The organism is Bacteroides sp. OM05-10AA, from assembly GCF_003439055.1.
GTDB classification, from domain to species: domain Bacteria; phylum Bacteroidota; class Bacteroidia; order Bacteroidales; family Bacteroidaceae; genus Bacteroides; species Bacteroides intestinigallinarum.
Genome location: NZ_QSUR01000020.1, coordinates 87802 through 108292 on the forward strand (window position 1 = coordinate 87802; position 20491 = coordinate 108292).

Below are 20491 nucleotides of genomic sequence, written 5' to 3' on the forward strand. Positions count from 1 at the left end.
CGAATTTACGAATTTATTTCCGCCGCACAAATCTTTCCTTATAAAAATACTGTTTTAAAGCAGATTTTCCTTTCTTTTTATTGGTTTATACAGGATATATACACCATTTTGTTATCCATAGATGTCAAGTAAGGTATCTTACAGAAAAGATCTTTACTTCGCTTCTTCTATAATAGTCTTCATTCCTTTGATTTTCTCCCCCTGAATCAGATTCAAGAGTTGCTTCACCTTAGCCCGGCGAACAGCGACAAAAGCATAATGTTCTTTGACGTCAATCGCTCCGACATCTTCACGGGCCAAATTTCCTTTTTTATATAAGAATCCGGCAATATCCATCCGGCTAAGTTTCTCCTTTTTCCCTTTACCTATATAAATGGTAGCCCAAACCGATTTCGGAGGACGGGGAGGATTTTCAGGTAACACAACTGTTTCCATATCTTCCGGGATATACGGAGGAAGTTTCTCTTCGGCATGCAAAATCAGATAGGACGTTCCGGTAGCATCCCAACGTGCTGTTCGTCCATTGCGGTGCGTAAAAGCTTCTTCATTTACCGGCAAATGATAATGAACAATATGTCCCACCTCCGGAATATCCAGTCCACGGGCAGCCAAATCGGTAGAAATCAACACATGACAACTACCGTTACGGAATTTGTAGAGCGCACGTTCGCGGTCCGGCTGTTCCATACCACCATGAAAACGTTCCGCAGACAGTTTTTTATCCGCCAATAACTGATGCACACGATCCACTGCATCCCGATGATTACAGAATACGATGCTCGAACTGCTTCCCAATGTACAAAGCAGATTATATAAAGTATCAATCTTATCTTTGGAAGGAGAAAGTACCTTCATCAGTTTCAAGCGGGACTCCTGTTCTTCAGAAGCGTCCGAAAGGAAGTCCAACTTCACCGTGCGGTTCAATCCTGTAAATTCAGGAATCTCTTCAGCATCGGTAGCCGAAAGTAATATACGTTTTTTTAATCCCGGAAGCTGCGTGATAATCTCTGCCATTTCATCATGGAAACCAAACTCCAAAGATTTGTCAAACTCATCGATAATTAAAGTCTCGATGGTTTCGGGGTTGAAATTTCCTTTCGACAGATGGTCGGTGATACGTCCCGGAGTACCGATGATGATAGCAGGGTGATTACCCACTATACTCTTCTTTTCTTCAGCGATAGGATGTCCGCCATAACAACAACAGGTTTTCCAGGAAGTCCCCATTGCTTTGAACACAGAGTCTATTTGTAATGCCAACTCACGTGAAGGAACCAGAATCAATACCTGCACGCTGTCATCATTCGGTTTTAGGGTAAGGAGCAAAGGTAACAGATAAGCCAATGTCTTGCCCGACCCTGTCGGTGACAACAGTATAACGTCTTTTCTTCCGGTAGCTTGTTCAAGTGATGCTTCCTGCATCGGATTCAGCTCTTCAATCTTCAAATTGCGGAGAGCTGCCTGTATAATTTCATTTTTCATACAATTAAACTTTAGCCATGCCGGTCAATATATAATAACCTTTCATATTGTTCTCTTTCATGTAAATCGTTACTTCTGCCCTACAAGCTGTTACTAATGCATATCCCGTTAAGTTCGAACTCATTGCTTTAACAAATGAATACTCTGTATCATTGTGAATGAAAGATATACGATGATATTCCATAACCTATTGTATTTTAATAATTTTATTGTGTAGTCAAATATACGAATATAATAGATAAGTACAGATAAAAAAGGAGAACTATCTTTTAAACAGACATAAAATAGATAGAAAACATAGCGTAAAGACATCATGGAATACCCTAAAAAAAGAAGCGGGAAATCCAAGAAGCACTACTGCTTTTCAGATTTCCCGCTCTGTTTGATATATTCTTTCCGGTCATTTTACCGACCGGTTGTTCTCTTCCGCGAATTATCCTCCGAAGTTATCGAACATCAGGTTCTGTGCCGGAACGCCAAGATCGTCGAGCATCTTCTCAACAGCTTTCGACATCGGGCCAGGACCACACATATAGTATTCAATATCTTCAGGAGCTTCGTGATTCTTCAGGTAAGTTTCGTAGATTACGTTGTGAACGAATCCCGGAGTATACTTCACGCCTGCAGCATCAGCAGCAGGATCCGGACGGTCGAGTGCCAGATGGAAAGTAAAGTTCGGGAAATCCTTTTCGATTTGCAGGAAGTCTTCCAAGTAGAACACTTCGTTCAAGGCACGGGCACCATAGAAGTAAGACATCTTGCGGTCGGTAGTATGTAACGTCTTCGTCAAGTGCATGATTTGCGCACGCAACGGAGCCATACCGGCACCACCACCGATCCACATCATTTCCTTGTCGGAATTGAAGATCGGGTGGAAGTCTCCGTAAGGACCACTCATGACAACCTTGTCACCCGGTTTCAGGGTAAAGATATAAGAAGAAGCGATACCCGGCATTACATCCATAAATCCAGGTCCCTGATCTTTCGGTTTGAACGGAGGAGTAGCGATACGTACTGTCAACATGATACGGTCACCTTCGGCAGGATAGTTCGCCATAGAATAGGCACGAATCGTCTCTTCGTCATTTCTACATTTCAATCCCATCAGACCGAATTTCTCCCATGCAGGCAAGTATTCGTCACCGATCAGACTCTTATCAATATCCTTGTCATAGTCCATTGAGAATTTAGGAATCTTGATCTGCGCATAAGAACCCGGAATAAAGTCCATGTGTTCGCCCTTAGGCAAAGCAACAATAAACTCTTTGATAAATGTAGCCACGTTCTTGTTGGAGATAACCTCGCACTCCCACTCTTTTACGCCAAGTATAGACTCATCAATCTTGATAGACATATCCCCTTTCACTTTCACCTGGCAGCCCAGACGCCAATGATCTTGTTGCTGTTTACGGCTGAAGTGAGGAACTTCAGAAGGCAGGATTTCTCCACCACCTTCAAGCACCTGGCATTTGCACTGTCCGCAAGAGCCCTTACCACCACAAGCGGATGACAGGAATATACCATTCACAGACAGCGTATTCAGCAAAGTAGAACCGGAAGCCACTTCCAATTCTTTTTCGCCGTTGATGGTCAGTTTCACGTCTCCTGATGGTACCAGGAAATTCTTGGCAACCAACAAGATTACAACAAGCAACAGAATAACCACAAGGAATACCCCAATGCTCGCTAATATTAAATTCATATCCATTGTCTTATTCCTTTCTTTTTAGATGTTCAAACCAGAGAAACACATAAATGCGATTGCCATCAGACCTACTGTGATAAATGTGATACCCAAACCTTTCAACGGAGCAGGTACGTCAGAGTAAGCCATTTTCTCGCGGATAGCAGCCAGACCTACGATAGCCAGCAACCAACCGATACCGGAACCTAATGCATAAGAAAGAGCATCCCAGATATCACCAATGTATTTCGGATCGCTCGGAGCGACGTTGATACGTTGTTGCATGAACAGAGAAGCACCCATGATAGCACAGTTAACGGCAATCAACGGCAGGAAGATACCCAGCGAAGCGTACAGTGACGGAGTGAAGCGTTCTACCACCATCTCCACCAATTGCACGATACCGGCAATAACGGCAATGAAAAGAATAAAGCTCAAGAAACTAAGGTCGACACCTTCAATGATAGCATTAGCAGCCAGCACTTTGGTTTGCAACAAGTAGTTCACCGGAAGCGTCACCAGTAACACGAAAGTCACAGCAACACCCAGTCCTACGGCAGTCTTCACATTCTTCGAAACAGCCAGGTATGAGCACATACCCAGGAAGAATGCGAATATCATGTTGTCCACAAAGATAGAGCGGACGAATAAACTTAATAAATGTTCCATATCTTTTAATTAAGAATTAAGAATGAAGAATTAATTACTTTCTTCTTGCAGTTCTTTGTGACGTGCACGTTGATACCATATAATGCAAGCTACGATAATCAATGCCATCGGCGGCATCAACATCAAACCGTTATTTACGTATCCGATATTCTGGATAGGTTCGTAGTTCAGGATATTGAAACCGAGCAATGTTCCCGAACCGAGCAGTTCGCGGAAGAAAGCAACGATAATCAAAATCTTGGCATATCCCAAACCATTACCTACACCGTCCAAGAAAGATTCCCAAGGACCGTTCTGCATAGCAAATGCTTCCAGACGTCCCATCAGGATACAGTTGGTGATAATCAAACCTACATATACAGAAAGCTGAACACTTACATCATAAGCATACGCTTTCAAAACTTCACTTACAATAGTTACCAGAGCGGCTACCACTACCAACTGAACGATGATACGGATACGGTTAGGAATGGTTTTGCGCAACAATGAAATAACGACGTTAGCAAATGCAGTAATCACTGTTACCGAAAGTCCCATTACAATAGCAGGCTCCAGTTTTGCAGTAACAGCAAGTGCAGAACAGATACCGAGCACCTGTACGGTTACCGGGTTATCAATTCCCAACGGAGCAGAGAATACTTCTTTATTTCTCTTTGAAAACAGTTGTCCCATATTCTATCTTTCTCCTCCTTATTATTTAGTTAAAAAACTCAAGTAACTATTCAGGCAAGTCTTCAGCATGGCATCTACACCTACAGAAGTGATTGTACCACCAGAGATACCATCCACTTGATAATCAGCCTTCTCCACTTTACCGTGTTTTACAACACCCAAAGCAACAGAGCCATTCTCCAAAGTCTTCTTGCCTACAAATTCCTGTTGGAACATTTCGGTTGCAATTTCAGCACCCAAACCCGGAGTTTCACTAGCGTGTGAGAAGTAAGTACCGTAAACGGTATCTTTATCCTCGTTCAGTGCAACATATCCCCAGATAGCGCCCCAAAGGCCGGCACCATAAACAGGAACCACATATTTAGTCTGACCGTCCACTTCGCACACAAACACGTGCAGACGTTGTTGTTCTTTCGCTTCTTTCTCGTAGTTGGTAGCAAATTCACCTGTATTTTCAGTCAGCGTACCGTCTACGTTCATCAGCATGTCCCCTTTCACATATTTCTTATATTCAGCATCCGCGTCCTCCACATTTTTAATGTTCAGTGCAGCGAGAATCTGTTTCTTAGTGTCCAACTGCACATTCTTATCTTGTGTAGATTTCAATGAAGAACTAACGAATGCCAGCAGGAATGCTACGATAATAACCATTACCGAAGCATAAATGATAGTATAACTATTACTATTCGTATTCATTTTCTTTCGGTATTTATTGGTTAGACTTGATAGCGCGTTTTTCGCGACGGCTGATGTTACCCTGTACTACACAGTAGTCAATCAGCGGAGCAAAGATGTTCATCAGCAGGATGGCAAGCATCATACCTTCCGGATAACCCGGATTCAGTACGCGGATAACGATAGCCATCACACCGATCAGGAATCCGAAGATATATTTACCTCTTTCCGTACGTGCGGAAGTCACAGGGTCAGTAGCCATAAATACGGCACCGAAGCAGAAACCACCGAGAACGAGGTGTTCGTACCAAGGCATTTGAGCCATTGTATTGTTTTCCATGCCGATTGAGTTGAATACCCATGCCATAAATGCACCACCGACAAATACGGAAATCATAGTCTTCCAACTAGCAACGCCTGTCCAAAGCAAGATAACCGCACCAATCAGAATAGCGATCACACTGGTTTCACCGATCGAACCCGGAATCAGACCTGTAATCATATCCATGTTGAATGCAGGAACACTACCAGATGTAGCAGCTTGTCCCAGCGGAGTAGCAACGGTAAGTCCGTCTACGCTTTGTCCCAGACCGAAGATACTGTCGCCTGACACCCAAACGGCGTCACCGGACATCTTAGTCGGATATGCGAAGAACAAGAATGCACGAGTAATCAACGCAACGTTGAAAACGTTCATACCTGTACCACCGAATACTTCTTTTGCGAAGATAACAGAGAATGCAGTAGCTACGGCAAGAATCCACAGCGGACAGTCTACCGGAACGATCATCGGGATCAAGATACCGGAAACGAGGAATCCCTCCTGTATTTCTTCTTTCTTCCATTGAGCTACCACGAACTCAATACCCAAACCTACTACATAAGATACGATAATTTTAGGCAGTACTGCCAGAAATCCGTATGCAAACATTTCGATAAAGCTGCCAGTAGCACCCGTGTGAGTGAAATGCTGGTAACCTACGTTATACATACCGAACAGCAAAGCCGGTACCAACGAAATAACCACAATCGACATGATGCGCTTGCTATCAATTGCGTCATGTATGTGCGTTCCCGTTTTCGCAGTCTTGTTGGGCACGAACAGGAATGTTTCGAAGCCGTCAAACACCGACTGGAATGCGTGGAATTTGCCGCCCTCTTCAAAGTTCGGCTTTATCTTATCGAGATAATTTCTTAACGCTTTCATTTATTAAATTGAGAATTGAAAATTGAGAATTGAGAAATAACTATGCTGTGTTTACCAGAAGACGATTTCACAAAGTCTCAACTATCATTTTTTAATTTTTAATCTTTAATTTTTAATTCTCTTACGCCATTTCCGAACGGAGCATATCAAGTCCGGCACGAACGATGCGTTGCAGTTCCATCTTCGAAGAGCAGACGAATTCGCAAAGAGCGAAATCTTCAGGAGCCACTTCATAGATGCCAAGTGCTTCCATACGGTCGATGTCACCGGCGATGATTGCTTTAATCAGATATTCGGGCAGGATATCCATCGGGAATACCCTATCGTATTCACCCGACATAATCATGTGACGTTCGCCACCTTTGATGCGGGCATCCAACGCATATTCCTTCTTACCCATCAACCAGCTGAAATAAGAATGGTTGGCACTGAACTGGTTGAAGCGCGGCATGATCCATCCGAGCATTTCGTGAATGTCGTCACCTTCGGGGATAACAGTCAGTTGGCTGTGGAATGCGCCCAAGAATCCGTTCGGAGATACTTGCTTTCCTGTCAGTACATTACCGCTGATATAGCGTAAGTCTTTGTCTTTTGTTACATTGCCGGCAAACACGTTGGTGAGCAATGCGCCTACCTGGAGTTTGCAGTATGCAGGTTTCAACACTTCGGAACCCGTCACAGCTACTGTACGGGTGAAATCCACATGGCCTGTATTGAAAAGGCGACCGATGAAGATTACGGCTTGCGGATCGATGGTCCATACCGTTTCTCCCTTAGATACGGGGTCGAGATGGTTGATCTGAACACCTACATTACCAGCAGGGTTCGGTCCGTCGAAAGCGGTGATTGTAACGTTCTTAGCCTGTGTCAGTGCAGCAGCGTTCTGTTTCACACTGATATTCAGGTAGGTTTTTGCCAGTTTGGCAAGAACATCAAGTCCTGTCTGGAAGTTTGTTTCTTCACCTTTGAGGGCGAACTCAAAATCCGGAGCTAACGGATTAGTGTCGAATGCGGATACAAAGATTCCTTTCGGAGTGACCGTCGGGTCAGCAATGATGTCATAAGGGCGCTGTTTGATAAACGCGAAAAGTCCGGCTTCCAACAAAGCGGTTTTCACAGCTTCAGCATCCATCGAAGCAACATTCTTTTTCCCAAAATCTTCATAGTCCTGCTCTGCAGCAGCTTCCACAACGATGTTCAACACCTTGCGACGAGCACCACGTTCAACACTCGTCACCACGCCGCTCACCGGCGAAACAAATTTCACTTCAGGATGATACTTGTCGATAAACAAGGGTCCACCAGCCATTACATACTCCTGCTCTTTCACGACTACCTTAGGCGTCACTCCAGGAAAGTCATCGGGTACGAGTGCGTAGAACCCCGGTTCTTTTACTGTTGCGTACGTTTCAGCAGCTTTACCTTTCAGGTTTATGTCAAGGCCTTTACGTAACTTTATTACATTTGCCATGCTAGATAAAATAATGGTTTCATAAATTTGCCGCAAAAGTAATAAATAAGATTGGGATTCGGGAGGAAAAAAGAAAGGAATTACGGAAAAATATCCGTAATTCCTTTCGTGTTCGTGCACATATCTTCTTTCTTTTGTCTTGAAACCAAAGTAAGAAGCAAAGAAAAAGAGCTATTCGGCAAACATAGGATCCCAGGCAGGAAGTCGGATAGGCTTCTGTTTCAACACCTCGAGAGCTTTTTTCGATGCATATTTCGTTTCTACTACCAGACGGAACATATATTCGTTAAACCAATCATCCGTCATGATGAGATACCCCTGATAACCGGCAGCAGGGCCCCAACTATTTTCAACCATCCATTTTGTCGGTTTCCCGTTTTTGTCAAGATCGACGGCCATAAGAGTCATGGCGTGACTGGAGCCACTGGCAAAACTTTGAATGCGTTGCTTCTTGTTCATGCCAAAAGAAGTACCCATAAGAGATTCGTAGTCGTAGTTTTTGACATCCAGCAGACCACGGTCAGAATTCAGGAACTTACCTACATCGCAAGAAAAATACATCATCGTGCTATCCTTGAGAGAAGAAATAGCCATTTCTTTGATATCCTCGATGGGAAGATTGACATACGTCCAGTTTTTGCCGTCGTAACGGTGGCGGTCGTAGTCTATCTCATAACACTTATAATATTCACGGCTCGGATCGTTCATTAACATGACATAATTATCAATCAGTTTTTCGTCACCATACTTTTTCAGGAAAGAAAGCGGAGTGTAAGTTTCGGTAGACACAGGCTCACCCTTAGCGTTATATTCAGTCCAGGTAAATTCAGTAGGAGGAACACCGAGATTCAACACTAACATGCGGTAGATGGTGCTCAACATCTCTGTTTTTGTTTTCTCAAGGGCAGCAGGTTTAGCACCTTGCGCAGCGAGATCACGCAGTTGAAGCCCCTGTTCACGAAGTTTCAGGGCGATCAGACCTGCCATACGGGAAGTATTTTCACTACTGTTGGTTTCCGGCATCACATCTTTGGGAACAAGCCCGTATTTACTGACGATATCGGCTACACCGGTAAATGTTCCACCATCACTCAAAGGATTGCGGAAGAGCCATTCCACCATTTTATCATCCATCGGCTTGCTGCTGGTATCGATAATACCTTGCAGAAAGAGATTAGCTTTCTCCAGCTGATCGAAGAAGAAAGGATAAGTTTGCGAGAATTCGAAGGAACCGAGGTCATGCTTGGCGATCGCTTTGGCACGCATCACATTCAAACCTGTAAAAAGCCAGCAACGGCCGGAAGATTTCTGATCGGTGATACCTTTGGAAGGCACTTTGATGGAGAAATGCGTATCCATCCCCTTCAGGTTATCCTGATTGAGAGCCAGTTTACGAATGTCATTGCTACCGATAGCATTGCGGATAGCCTTGTCGGTAGGAGTGTTTGCGTAACTCTGCTTGATTTGTTGCATCATGGAGTCGCTGATGCCGCCTTTCACTTCTTGCGCTTGTGTAGAATAAGAAAAAGCACATAAAACAAAAATTGATAAAATCTGTTTATTCATTGATATAAGTAATTAATTAATAGGCTGACGGATCATGATACACTAATAAATACGGTTTAAATGTATGAGATTAAATCATGCGATTTTATTTATCAGCATATCGAAAAACATCATATTCCGCAAAAATACGATTCTTTTTTAGATTTATTATCTAAGAATATCAAAACTAATCGGAATAAAAGAGTTTTCTTTGCAGTCGAATTCCTCACAGAGAAATTATGAAGAAATATATAATAGGAATATTGATGATGCTTCCATCCATCAATATGATGTCAGCCGCGGCTGACAGTACGGCAGTAAAGAGCGATGAACTGCAAAGGTCTACAACTTCTATCAGTGATACTACTCCTACAGATATTGAAGACATCCCGTCAGATACCATTCCTGCCCTTTCAAAGCGCGAGTTGCGCCGCCAGCGTGTAGCAAAACGAAATTTGCACTATAACATATTAGGTGGTCCCAGCTACACACCGGACTTCGGTGTATTGGTAGGCGGTAGTGCCTTGATGACGTTCCGGATGAATCCGAGTGATACCACCCAACGACGTTCGGTAGTGCCAGTGGCCATTGCCTTGATGTTCAAAGGCGGGCTGAACCTGATGACAAAACCACAACTCTTTTTTAAAGGCGACCGCTTCCGTATCTTCGGAACTTTCTCATATAAAAATACAATCGAGAATTTTTATGGCATCGGCTATTCCACCAATAAAGATTATGAACGTGGAGAAGATACCAGCGAATACCGTTACAGCGGCATCCAAGTAAACCCATGGTTCCTGTTCCGTCTGGGAGAGAGCAACATTTTTGCAGGTCCCCAAGTCGATTTGAACTATGATAAAATTACCAAACCGGCTGCCGGAATGGTTAACGAATCCTCGTATATAGCGGCAGGAGGTACAGAAAGCGGATACAAAAATTTCAGTTCCGGACTCGGTTTCCTGCTGACGTATGACACACGCGATATTCCGGCAAATGCATATAGCGGAACCTACCTCGACTTTCGGGGAATGATGTATAATAAGGTATTCGGAAGCGATAATAACTTTTACCGTTTGGAAATCGACTACCGCCAATACAAAACAGTAGGCCGCCGCAAGGTGATAGCCTGGACAGTGCAAAGCAAAAACGCATTCGGAGATGTACCCCTAACAAAATACGTACTTAGCGGAACCCCCTTCGATCTTCGCGGTTACTACATGGGACAGTTTCGCGACAAGTCCTCGCATGTCATGATGGCCGAATACCGTCAGATGATAAATACAGACAAAAGCACCTGGGTAAAAAAGATGTTGAGCCATGTGGGATACGTAGCATGGGGCGGATGCGGATTTATGGGACCCACTCCGGGCAAGATAGAAGGCGTGCTCCCCAACCTCGGATTAGGGTTACGCATTGAAGTTCAACCCCGTATGAATGTACGCCTCGACTTCGGAAGAGACATGGTGAACAAGCAGAATTTGTTCTACTTCAACATGACAGAAGCATTCTAATACCATTTTAGCAACGATCTGTGCACAATTTACACGAAAGATTGTAAAATAGATAATAAAAGACTGCACATAAATGAAATTAATCCTTATATTTGCGCAAGCTATAACACAGCAAGAGCAAATAATAGGATTTTTTTATGAAGCAATTTATATGTTTTTTTTCGGGGCTATTACTTCTATTCGTCTCTACCACCCGTGTAGTTGCACAAGAAGTGTCTGACTATTCTCAACTAAGTGAAGAAGATTATAGTAAAATAGTTCTCCCCCCACTATCCGTTTTATTCGAAAATGCCAAGAACAGCCCCATTTATGAGATGGCGGACGTAAAGGCGAGAATCGAGCGCAAGTTACTCCAAAAAGAGAAATGGTCATTTCTAGGTTTTTTCAGTTTACGAGGGAGTTATCAATATGGAATGTTCGGCAATGAGTCCACTTTTACGGACGTAGCAGTCGCTCCATACCTCACCTACTCCACCCAGGCACAAAACGGTTACACGGTAGGCGCAGGTTTAAGTATTCCTTTAGACGATCTATTCGACCTCAAAGGTAAAATCAGTCGGCAAAGGCTCACATTACGCAGTGCTGAACTGGAACGGGAAGTGAAATACGACGAAATCAAGAAGAATATTATTGAGATGTATGCGATGGCTACTTCACAAATAAGAGTACTTAAAATGAGAAGTGAAAGTTTGGTACTCGCTAATGTGCAATATGAAATTTCTGAAAAGAATTTTGCCAACGGAACCATAGAATCTTCCGACTTGGCCGTAGATAAAGAAAGACAGTCGACTGCACGTGAGGCATATGAGAATAGCAAGTTTGAATTGACCAAAAGCTTGATGATACTCGAGGTTATTTCGCGAACTCCCCTAATACGAAAATAAAAGAATAAAATATGAACTTCATCATTTCTATCATACGGACCCTCTTTCGCCACCGCTGGCTGATATTGGTAGGGACTGCTATCTTTACACTACTCGTTTTCTACTACACACGCCATATGCGGGGTGGATACGACGTGAAAGCAACACTTTATACCGGAGTAGCTTCGGGATATAACTTGGAGAGCGATAAACGCACAGACTGGGCGACAGTACAAAATTCGATGGACAACCTGATTAGTATCATGCAAGCCGAGAGCACTCTGAAAAGAGTATTCCTGCGATTATTTGCCCGCGTACTTATTCAGGGAAATCCGGATAACGACAATGACGGAATCACCCCATCCAGCTACAATTACACCTACAACCACTTAAAAAACAGTCCGAATGGACCGGAAATATTAAAGCTGATCGACAAATCGAGCGAAGATAAAACAGTTGCCAATCTTGAAGCATATATGCGTCCGAAAAAAGGTAACTACATCTATGAAATGTTCTACTACAATCACCCCTTCTACAGCTACAACGCTTTGAAAAACATCAAAGTGCAACGTCGGCTCACGAGTGATTTGCTAGACATCAGCTATACTTCCGGCGATCCCGGCATAGCCTACAACACGGTAAGTATCCTGATGGACGAATTTGTGGAAGAATACCGCCGTATCCGTTACGGAGAGACCGACAAAGTCATCAAATACTTTGAGGAAGAGTTGAAGCGCATCGGCAAAAAACTCAATTTGGAAGAAGAAGACCTAACTAAATACAACGTAGAAAAACGTATCATCAACTACCTTGATGAAACGAAAGAAATCGCGGCCATCAGTAAAGAATTCGAGCTGCGGGAACAAGATGCGCTTTTTGCATACAACAGTACCAAGTCGATGCTCGAAGAACTGGAAAAGCACATGGACAGCAATGCCAAGCAAGTGCTCAAGAATATGGAATTTGTGGACAAATTAAGAGAAGCATCCAATATCACCAGCAAAATCTCGGAAGTGGAAGCGATGAGCGACTCCAAGCAAAAAGATGCCGGATCACTGACAGGTGACAAAAAACGATTGAGCGAACTTAAACAAGAATTGAATGATTTAACCACTTCCTACGTAAGTCATAAATACACCAAAGAAGGCGCTAGCCGGACCAATATCATCGACCAATGGCTGGAACAAACTCTGTTGTTTGAAAAAGCTAAGGCCGAACTACTAATTGTGCAAAATGCCCGTCAGGAATTGAACGACCGTTACGTATTTTTTGCCCCTGTGGGTACCACCATCAAGCAAAAAGAACGCTCCATCAACTTCACGGAACGCAGCTACCTGACCGTATTGCAGAGCTACAACGAAGCCCTGTTGAGAAAGAAAAATCTGGAAATGACTTCTGCGACATTGAAAGTGCTCAATGAACCTACCTATCCGATTGCGTCCAACTCGACCAACCGCAAGCAGATTATTATTGCCGCCTGCATAGGTAGTTTCCTGATAATCATCGCCCTATTATTATTAATCGAGATTCTTGACAGAACGTTGCGTGATGCAAACCGAACCAAACGAGTAACCGGATTTAAGGTAATAGGAGCCGTCCCCAGCCCCTCTTCCTCCCGTTATGGCGGACTTACTAAAACCTACGTCCAACTTTCTATCAAAGAGTTGAGCAACTCCCTACTCCGCTTCCTGACGAAGCGGAAGTCACCCGGCGTGTTTATCATCAACCTGTTCAGTACCAGCGAAAACTCCGGTGAGGACATCGTTGGAAATCTGATCTGCGGATATATGCAAAGCCGGATGTTAAATACGAGATTCATCACGTATGGAGAAGATTTCAACACAGATTCTACTCAATATCTGCTTGCAAAAAACATTACCGATTTTTACACCCTGCAAGGAGAAGACATACTGATCGTTGCCTATCCGCCATTGTCGTCGAGCAATATCCCGACTGCACTGTTGAACGACGCTAATGCCAACATTCTGGTCAGTCCGGCAGACCGCGGATGGAAAACCATCGACAAACAACTTTGCGAACAACTCATGGCACAAATGGGTAAAAACGATGTTCCGTTCCGTGTGTGCCTGACCAACGCCAAGCGTGAAGCAGTGGAAGACTTCACAGGACAACTTCCGCCATACACCTTATTGCGTAGAGCCAGCTATCGTTTCAGCCAATTGTCACTTACAGAAAAAATCAAATTCAATCTAAGCAGAAAAGCAAAAGAGACTGAAGAAGAAGACGATGACGAATAATAAGATAGTAACTTTCCATATCCTGCTTGCTTTACAATTTGTGTTGGTGGCAGCAGGTATGTTGGTAAATGTCAAGGTAGGATTATTCTCCATGGTAATTATCTTGTTATTTACCACTATCTGTTTGATACAACTTAGCAATGATGAGCAAACCAACTGGAAAGCAGGTCAAAACGTCATGACCTATATGTTCACAGCCTGGTTGTGCTTCTATCTTCTTGAAATTCTGAATCCCAATAACGTGCTGGCAGCATGGAACATCAACCTTACCCCTTACGCGCTGATACCTTTAATATGCGCCTTCGTTGTTCCGCTTGTCGTCCGCACTAAAAAAGACATCGAGCTGCTATTAATCATCTGGTCGGTATTCGTCCTCGTCTTTACGATAAAAGGCTACTGGCAAAAAAACTATGGTTTCAGCTCCAAAGACCTCTATTTCCTGCACGTGCTGGGCGGATGGCGTACACACATCATCTGGTCGGGCATCCGTTATTTTTCCTGCTTCTCCGACGCAGCAAACTACGGAGTACACGCTGCCATGTCCGCTGTGGTCTTTGCCATCTCCGCCTTTTTTGTGGAGTCCAAATGGCTACGCATCTACTTCCTCTGCATCGCCGTCGGGGGACTTTACGGAATGGGTATTTCGGGAACCCGTGCAGCTATGGGAGTCATCATGGGAGGAATGTTGATGATAACCGTCATTGCCAAAAACTGGAAAGCGTTATTGGCAGGTATATTCATATCTATCAGTGTTTTCGTGTTTTTCAGTTACACCAATATCGGAAGCGGAAACCAATACATCCACAAAATGCGCTCCTCTTTCCATCCGTCCGAAGACGCCTCCTATCAGGTGCGTGTCGAAAACCGGCAAAGGATGAAAGAATTGATGGCAAAGAAACCGTTAGGCTACGGCATTGGACTCTCCAAGGCCGGCAACTTCAATTCGCGAGAGCAGATGCCCTACCCTCCCGACTCCTGGCTAGTCAGCGTATGGGTGGAAACGGGAATTGTGGGACTGATACTCTACCTTTCCATACACGGTATTCTCTTTGCCTGGTGCTCCTGGATACTCATGTTTAAAGTACGCAATAAAGGTCTGCGTGGACTTGTCGCGGCATGGCTCTGTATGGATGCCGGGTTTTTTATTGCCACTTATGTCAACGACATTATGCAGTATCCCAACCAGTTGCCCGTATACATAGGCTTTGCACTCTGTTTTGCAGCTCCACATATCGACAAGCGTATCAGTGAAGAAAAAGAACGGCAGCTATCTAATAACGAAATCAACGAACAAGAATGACAAACAGTAGTCCCGACATATCATTTATTACCATCTGTTACAACGGGTTCAAAGACACCTGTGAACTGATAGAATCACTGCACAAAAAGCTGAAGTCTGTGAGCTATGAAATCATAGTGGTAGACAATGCTTCACGCGAAGATGAAGCAGCCAAAATACACGAATTATACCCAACGGTTATCAGCATCCGCAGCAATGAGAACGGAGGTTTTTCCGGTGGCAACAACATTGGCATCCGTGCAGCAAAAGGCAAATACATTTTCCTTATCAATAACGATACCTATATCGAATCCGATGAAATCGCCTACCTGGTGGAACGATTGGAAAGTCGTCCGGAAATCGGAGGCGTGTCTCCTAAAATACGTTTCGCCTTTCCGCCGCAACACATACAGTTTGCAGGATTCACCCCGCTGACAAAGATAACATTGCGCAACAATATGCTGGGTTTCGACTGTCCCGACGACGGAAGCTACGATACCCCCCATCCTACCCCCTATCTACACGGGGCAGCCATGATTATCAAACGCGAAGTGATCGAAAAAATCGGAATGATGCCGGAAATCTTCTTCCTTTATTACGAAGAACTCGACTGGAGCACAAGCATGACCCGTGCCGGTTACGAGCTATGGTACGAACCGCGTTGCACTGTTTTTCATAAAGAAAGCCAAAGCACCGGCCAACTAAGCAAACTACGCACCTATTTCCTGACACGAAATCGCCTGCTCTATGCCCGCCGTAATATGAAAGGCATAGAACGATTGATGTCCGTACTTTACCAGAGCACCATTGCAGCCGGCAAAAACAGTCTGTCATTCGCCTTCAAAGGCCGTTTCGACCTGTTTTGTGCCACCTACTATGGAGTCTGCACAGGGCTATTCATGTCTTCATCAGATAATAACAATAAGAACGCATAAAAACTCTAGATACTATGAACATTATTGACTGGATTCTCTACATTCCCCTGGTGTTTTGCGTATGCTACCTATTGCTATACGCTATTGCCTCCAAGTTTTACCGGGCTCCCCAATATCCCGAAGCCCGTACGCTCCGACGCATCGTCGTGCTCTTTCCCGCCTACAAGGAAGACCGCGTGATTGTTGCTTCCATACAGAGTTTTCTTGAACAGGATTATCCGAAGGAACTCTATGAGGTCATAGTCATTTCCGATCAGATGCGACCGGAAACAAATGACGCTCTGGCAGCCCTTCCCATCCGCCTGTTGATGGCAAATTACAAGGAAAGTTCGAAAGCCAAAGCACTGGCAATGGCCATGGACTCCATTGATACCAATGCATACGACATTGTAGCTATCATGGATGCCGACAACATGACCACGCCCGATTTCCTGTCTACCATCAACCGTGTTTTTGACAGTGGCATAAAATCCGTACAGGCACACCGTACAGGAAAGAATCTGAACACAGACATTTCCGTGCTCGACAGCGCCAGCGAAGAAATAAACAATGGATTCTTCCGCAGCGGACACAACGCAGTAGGACTTTCTGCCGGACTATCCGGTTCGGGAATGGCATTCGAAGCAGAATGGTTTCATCAGAACGTGAAATATCTCCAGACAGCAGGTGAAGACAAAGAATTGGAAGCCATGCTCCTGCAACAGCGTATCTATACCGTTTATCTGCCCGACCTGCTTGTGTTCGACGAGAAAACGCAAAAGAAAGAGGCCATCAGCAACCAGCGCAAACGCTGGATAGCTGCCCAATTCGGTGCACTCCGTGCTTCGCTACCTCACCTACCCAAAGCATTTTTACAAGGAAATTTCGATTACTGCGACAAGATATGCCAATGGATGCTTCCGCCACGATTGATTCAGTTGGCAGGAGTATTCGGCTTGACCTTTGTCTTTACCGTTATCGGCCTTATATTGAGCCTATGCAATGGCAGCAACGAATGGATGATAGCCATCAAATGGTGGATATTGTCGGCTGCACAAGTAGCGGCCATGATGCTACCCGTACCGGGCGGCAGACTATTTACCAAACAGGTAGGGAAAGCAATCACCAAAATGCCTATGCTGGCTGTTACTATGATCGGTAATTTATTTAAATTGAAAGGAGCCAATAAAAAGTTCATCCATACGGAACATGGTGAACATCATAAATAGAAATCAAACATAACAAGAAAACAACAATGAAAATCGCTATTGAAGCCCAACGAATTTTCCGCACTAATAAACACGGAATGGATTTCGTTGCTCTTGAAAGTATCCGGGAATTGCAAAAAATAGACCATGAGAACGAATATTTCATCTTCGTTACTCCTGGTGAAGACAGATGCTTGGAAGAATCGGAAAATGTGCATATTATCGAACTAAAATGCCCCACTTACCCCCTTTGGGAACAAGTGGCTCTTCCACGCGCAGTAAAAAAAATCATGCCCGATTTATTGCACTGCACAAGCAATACTGCCCCATTGCAATGTCCCGTACCATTAATACTAACACTACACGACATTATTTATTTAGAAAAGCGTCATTCTTCCAGCTTCACCTGGTATCAGGAAATGGGATGGTTTTATCGACGAATGGTAGTACCACGCGTATTGGCCAACTGCGAGAAAATTATCACTGTCTCGCAATTTGAGCGTGAACGAATCCTTGACGTGCTGCATCTGCCGGAAGAACAATTAGTAGCCGTGTACAACGGTTTCAATAGTCATTTCCATGTACAACCCAAAGCTCCGGAGATCACCCGAAAATATATTGATGCAGACAATTATCTATTTTTTCTGGGAAACACCGACCCTAAGAAGAACACTCCCAGAGTGCTGAAAGCATATAGCGACTATCTGAAACAGTCCACCCAAAAGTTGCCATTGCTCATTGCCGACCTCAAGGGAGATGTTATCGACCGGATATTGGAAGAAGAAAATATTACAGAAATCAAGAGTTATATCCACGCTCCGGGATACATTGCGAATACTGATCTTGCGGCACTCTATTGTGGTGCATTCGCATTCCTTTATCCATCGCTTCGCGAGAGTTTCGGGATCCCGATGCTGGAGGCAATGGCTTGCGGAACGCCCATCATTGCGGGAAACACATCAGCCATGCCCGAAATTGCAGGCGAGGGAGCTTTACTGGCAGATCCGTTCAACCCCAATGATATTACAAAAAAAATACTGCAACTGGAAAATGACCAGACACTCTATCAGCAACAAGTGGAATATGGCATACAACGTAGCCAGTTGTTTTCATGGCGGAATACGGCAGAATCGCTGCTAAAAATATATAAAGAATTTGCCAAGTAAAATACCAAAAAGCAATAACTAAATCAAAAAGAGAATGTGTCAAAACTTCCCTTTTTAACGAAATCACCTTCGCCACAGATAGTTGTAGCGAAGGTGATTTTATCTAACCATCCCACTCGGCTTTCACCTCGAAACACGGACATGCCTTAATCCATTCTTCGGGTTCAATCTCTCCGTTTCCATTCAGATCGGGACTCAAATCCCGATGTCCGCACACCCGGCAGCCGGGATAATCACGCAAAAGCGTAAGAATCAGTACGTGCATTGAATGAACCTGCCATTCGGTACGGGTATCGGCAGGATGACCGTGGCAGTCAAGTCCGCCCTCATAACAGATGCCAATACTGTTCTGGTTGTGTCCTTTTGCGTGCGCACCGATTCGTTCAATCTCACGGGTGGTCTTTATATCTCCATTTTTGCGGATATAAAAATGATAACCCGTCCCGTTGAAACCACGCCGACGATGGCAGACTTCCAAATCGTCTTCAGTGAAATCCCTGTCCGCCCTTGTGGCGGAACAGTGGATCACAATCAGGTTAATCTTCCTCATCATCAACCTGTCCTTTCACTCTTTTCGCTTTTCTCTTTCTGCGAAAGAAAAACAGCACTTCCAATACAACTTCTAAGATTTTGTCAATCATTGTTTTTGCATTTTACTGGTTATTATTCACGTTTTTTTCAACCTTTCCGGAAAGTCGTGCACAAACTTCCCGAAAAGCACATTGTCTATGCCTGAAGATGGTATATCACCGCAAAGAATTATTAAGCGGCCGGGTCCGGAGCTTCTCCGCTACCTCCGCTATCACCGGAGCCGCTATCCCCCTTGCCGGAATCATCGGAACCGCCGCCAGTTCCCCCTGCGGCATTCTTCTTGTCCGTAAGCAATTCAAAAATCATATTATTCTCCCCGCCACGAGTGGTTGCCGTGCTATCATTGGCAAGCCGCAAGGAATTATCGACTTTGAAACGAAGATTGACACGAGTGATATTTCTCACACTACAATCCTTTTCCGCTTCCACACCGGGACAGGTCAGCGTGGTGTAAAAGATACCCAACCCATCCACTTTCACTTTATTACCTGCTACCAGGACTTTCTTCATCGCACGGACAAAGGATTTCATAACGTGCGACACGTCTTCCACCGAAAGCGAACCAATCGTTTCGATTTCTCGTGCCAATAACTCAATGGAATAGATTTTCGCCTCACCCGACTTGGGTTTGAGGGCAAATACCATCGGCGATTTCTCATCACCGATTCGTTTTCTGCGCTTGTAGCGCACAACTGTGACTGTTGCCATATTTTAAAATTGTTTCTACGAAAAGAAGTACATTCTCCCTTTCTGTTAGTGAAACAAAGATACGACAACAGAACAGCGACCGCCGGATTACAACGGACTACACCGGCTTATGCCGGATTAAAACTGATTATACCGAATTATACCGGAATATGTAGGCTTATTCCCTAGTTTTCAATAATCCATTCTCCAATAGTTTGAACATCTGCTCTCAAAAATTTGCCTATCCCACTAAAAATGAGTAACTTTACTTCAAATAAAGTAACCCAAAAGCACAACTATAAATGAAAACAAAAAACAAGATTCTCCCCGAACAAGAAGAAGAAAAAACATTCCAATACCGCACCTACGGGAAAGGCGAACTCGCCCTGTTGTACCTCCCCAATATCCTGCAACAAAGCGCAGTAGACCGATTCAACGAATGGATTGAAGCTGCACCCGGATTAAAAGAACGACTCCTAGCCACCGGCATGAATCCACGTAGCAGATACTACACTCCCGCACAAGTAAGACTCATCGTCGAAGTACTCCAAGAACCTTAAATTAGTTGATAGGTGATAGGTGATAAATGATAGATGGCAGAACTATCAT

At 44.2% G+C, this 20491-nt stretch carries 19 protein-coding genes; 8 read left to right on the forward strand and 11 right to left on the reverse strand.

The window, feature by feature from the left end; genetic code table 11:
* Nucleotides 1-153: 153 nt before the first annotated feature.
* The 9 genes from DXB58_RS16235 to DXB58_RS16280 all read right to left on the reverse strand — a co-directional run bounded on the left by DXB58_RS16235 (nt 154) and on the right by DXB58_RS16280 (nt 9426).
* Nucleotides 154-1482: a DEAD/DEAH box helicase gene (locus DXB58_RS16235; protein ID WP_122137533.1), complete on the reverse strand. Its 1329-nt coding sequence runs from the start codon at nt 1480-1482 to the stop codon at nt 154-156.
* A 4-nt stretch (nt 1483-1486) separates the two neighbouring features.
* Complete coding sequence (locus tag DXB58_RS16240; protein WP_122137534.1) at nt 1487-1666, reverse strand: hypothetical protein; 180 nt, start codon at nt 1664-1666, stop codon at nt 1487-1489.
* A 249-nt stretch (nt 1667-1915) separates the two neighbouring features.
* Entirely contained in the window at nt 1916-3190 is a 1275-nt protein-coding gene (gene nqrF / locus DXB58_RS16250) for an NADH:ubiquinone reductase (Na(+)-transporting) subunit F (RefSeq protein ID WP_117933129.1), read from the reverse strand.
* A gap of 18 nt (nt 3191-3208) precedes the next feature.
* A complete protein-coding gene (nqrE, locus tag DXB58_RS16255; protein ID WP_008999403.1) occupies nt 3209-3835 on the reverse strand; it encodes an NADH:ubiquinone reductase (Na(+)-transporting) subunit E in 627 nt (208 codons plus the stop codon).
* Nucleotides 3836-3865: 30 nt separating this feature from the next.
* Nucleotides 3866-4507, reverse strand: a complete 642-nt coding sequence (locus tag DXB58_RS16260; RefSeq protein WP_117933127.1) for an NADH:ubiquinone reductase (Na(+)-transporting) subunit D — start codon at nt 4505-4507, stop codon at nt 3866-3868.
* Between the two features lie 21 nt (nt 4508-4528).
* The gene (locus DXB58_RS16265; protein ID WP_074636550.1) at nt 4529-5203 is read right to left on the reverse strand and encodes a Na(+)-translocating NADH-quinone reductase subunit C; all 675 of its coding nucleotides are present in this window, start codon (nt 5201-5203) and stop codon (nt 4529-4531) included.
* Between the two features lie 13 nt (nt 5204-5216).
* Nucleotides 5217-6389 (reverse strand): NADH:ubiquinone reductase (Na(+)-transporting) subunit B, encoded by a 1173-nt coding sequence (locus tag DXB58_RS16270; RefSeq protein WP_004306321.1) that lies wholly within the window; start codon nt 6387-6389, stop codon nt 5217-5219.
* Between the two features lie 121 nt (nt 6390-6510).
* The gene (locus tag DXB58_RS16275; RefSeq protein WP_122137535.1) at nt 6511-7860 is read right to left on the reverse strand and encodes a Na(+)-translocating NADH-quinone reductase subunit A; all 1350 of its coding nucleotides are present in this window, start codon (nt 7858-7860) and stop codon (nt 6511-6513) included.
* A 171-nt stretch (nt 7861-8031) separates the two neighbouring features.
* A complete protein-coding gene (locus DXB58_RS16280) occupies nt 8032-9426 on the reverse strand; it encodes a C1 family peptidase (protein WP_122137536.1) in 1395 nt (464 codons plus the stop codon).
* 218 nt (nt 9427-9644) lie between these two features.
* On the opposite strand from DXB58_RS16280, the gene DXB58_RS16290 reads away from it, so the two are divergent.
* The 7 genes from DXB58_RS16290 to DXB58_RS16320 all read left to right on the forward strand — a co-directional run bounded on the left by DXB58_RS16290 (nt 9645) and on the right by DXB58_RS16320 (nt 18604).
* Nucleotides 9645-10916 carry a BamA/TamA family outer membrane protein gene (locus DXB58_RS16290; RefSeq protein ID WP_199487974.1) on the forward strand — a complete coding sequence of 424 codons (1272 nt, stop codon included), beginning with the start codon at nt 9645-9647 and terminating at the stop codon, nt 10914-10916.
* A 137-nt stretch (nt 10917-11053) separates the two neighbouring features.
* Nucleotides 11054-11800, forward strand: a complete 747-nt coding sequence (locus DXB58_RS16295) for a TolC family protein (protein ID WP_122137538.1) — start codon at nt 11054-11056, stop codon at nt 11798-11800.
* An 11-nt stretch (nt 11801-11811) separates the two neighbouring features.
* The gene (locus DXB58_RS16300; protein ID WP_122137539.1) at nt 11812-14037 is read left to right on the forward strand and encodes a hypothetical protein; all 2226 of its coding nucleotides are present in this window, start codon (nt 11812-11814) and stop codon (nt 14035-14037) included.
* Complete coding sequence (locus DXB58_RS16305; RefSeq protein WP_122137540.1) at nt 14027-15337, forward strand: O-antigen ligase; 1311 nt, start codon at nt 14027-14029, stop codon at nt 15335-15337. Before DXB58_RS16300 ends, DXB58_RS16305 begins: the two co-directional genes overlap by 11 nt.
* Nucleotides 15334-16251, forward strand: coding sequence for a glycosyltransferase family 2 protein (locus DXB58_RS16310; RefSeq protein ID WP_122137541.1), 918 nt, complete (start codon nt 15334-15336; stop codon nt 16249-16251). Before DXB58_RS16305 ends, DXB58_RS16310 begins: the two co-directional genes overlap by 4 nt.
* 14 nt (nt 16252-16265) lie before the next feature.
* Entirely contained in the window at nt 16266-17459 is a 1194-nt protein-coding gene (locus DXB58_RS16315; RefSeq protein WP_122137542.1) for a glycosyltransferase family 2 protein, read from the forward strand.
* 26 nt (nt 17460-17485) lie between these two features.
* Entirely contained in the window at nt 17486-18604 is a 1119-nt protein-coding gene (locus DXB58_RS16320) for a glycosyltransferase family 1 protein (RefSeq protein ID WP_122137543.1), read from the forward strand.
* A 103-nt stretch (nt 18605-18707) separates the two neighbouring features.
* Here the strand turns inward: DXB58_RS16320 and DXB58_RS16325 are convergent, their stop codons facing one another.
* Both DXB58_RS16325 and DXB58_RS16330 read right to left on the reverse strand, forming a co-directional pair.
* A complete protein-coding gene (locus DXB58_RS16325) occupies nt 18708-19154 on the reverse strand; it encodes an N-acetylmuramoyl-L-alanine amidase (RefSeq protein WP_122137544.1) in 447 nt (148 codons plus the stop codon).
* Nucleotides 19155-19366: 212 nt separating this feature from the next.
* Nucleotides 19367-19903 (reverse strand): DNA-binding protein, encoded by a 537-nt coding sequence (locus DXB58_RS16330; protein WP_122137545.1) that lies wholly within the window; start codon nt 19901-19903, stop codon nt 19367-19369.
* 281 nt (nt 19904-20184) lie between these two features.
* On the opposite strand from DXB58_RS16330, the gene DXB58_RS16335 reads away from it, so the two are divergent.
* Nucleotides 20185-20442 (forward strand): DUF4248 domain-containing protein, encoded by a 258-nt coding sequence (locus DXB58_RS16335; protein ID WP_004311607.1) that lies wholly within the window; start codon nt 20185-20187, stop codon nt 20440-20442.
* Nucleotides 20443-20491 lie beyond the last annotated feature (49 nt).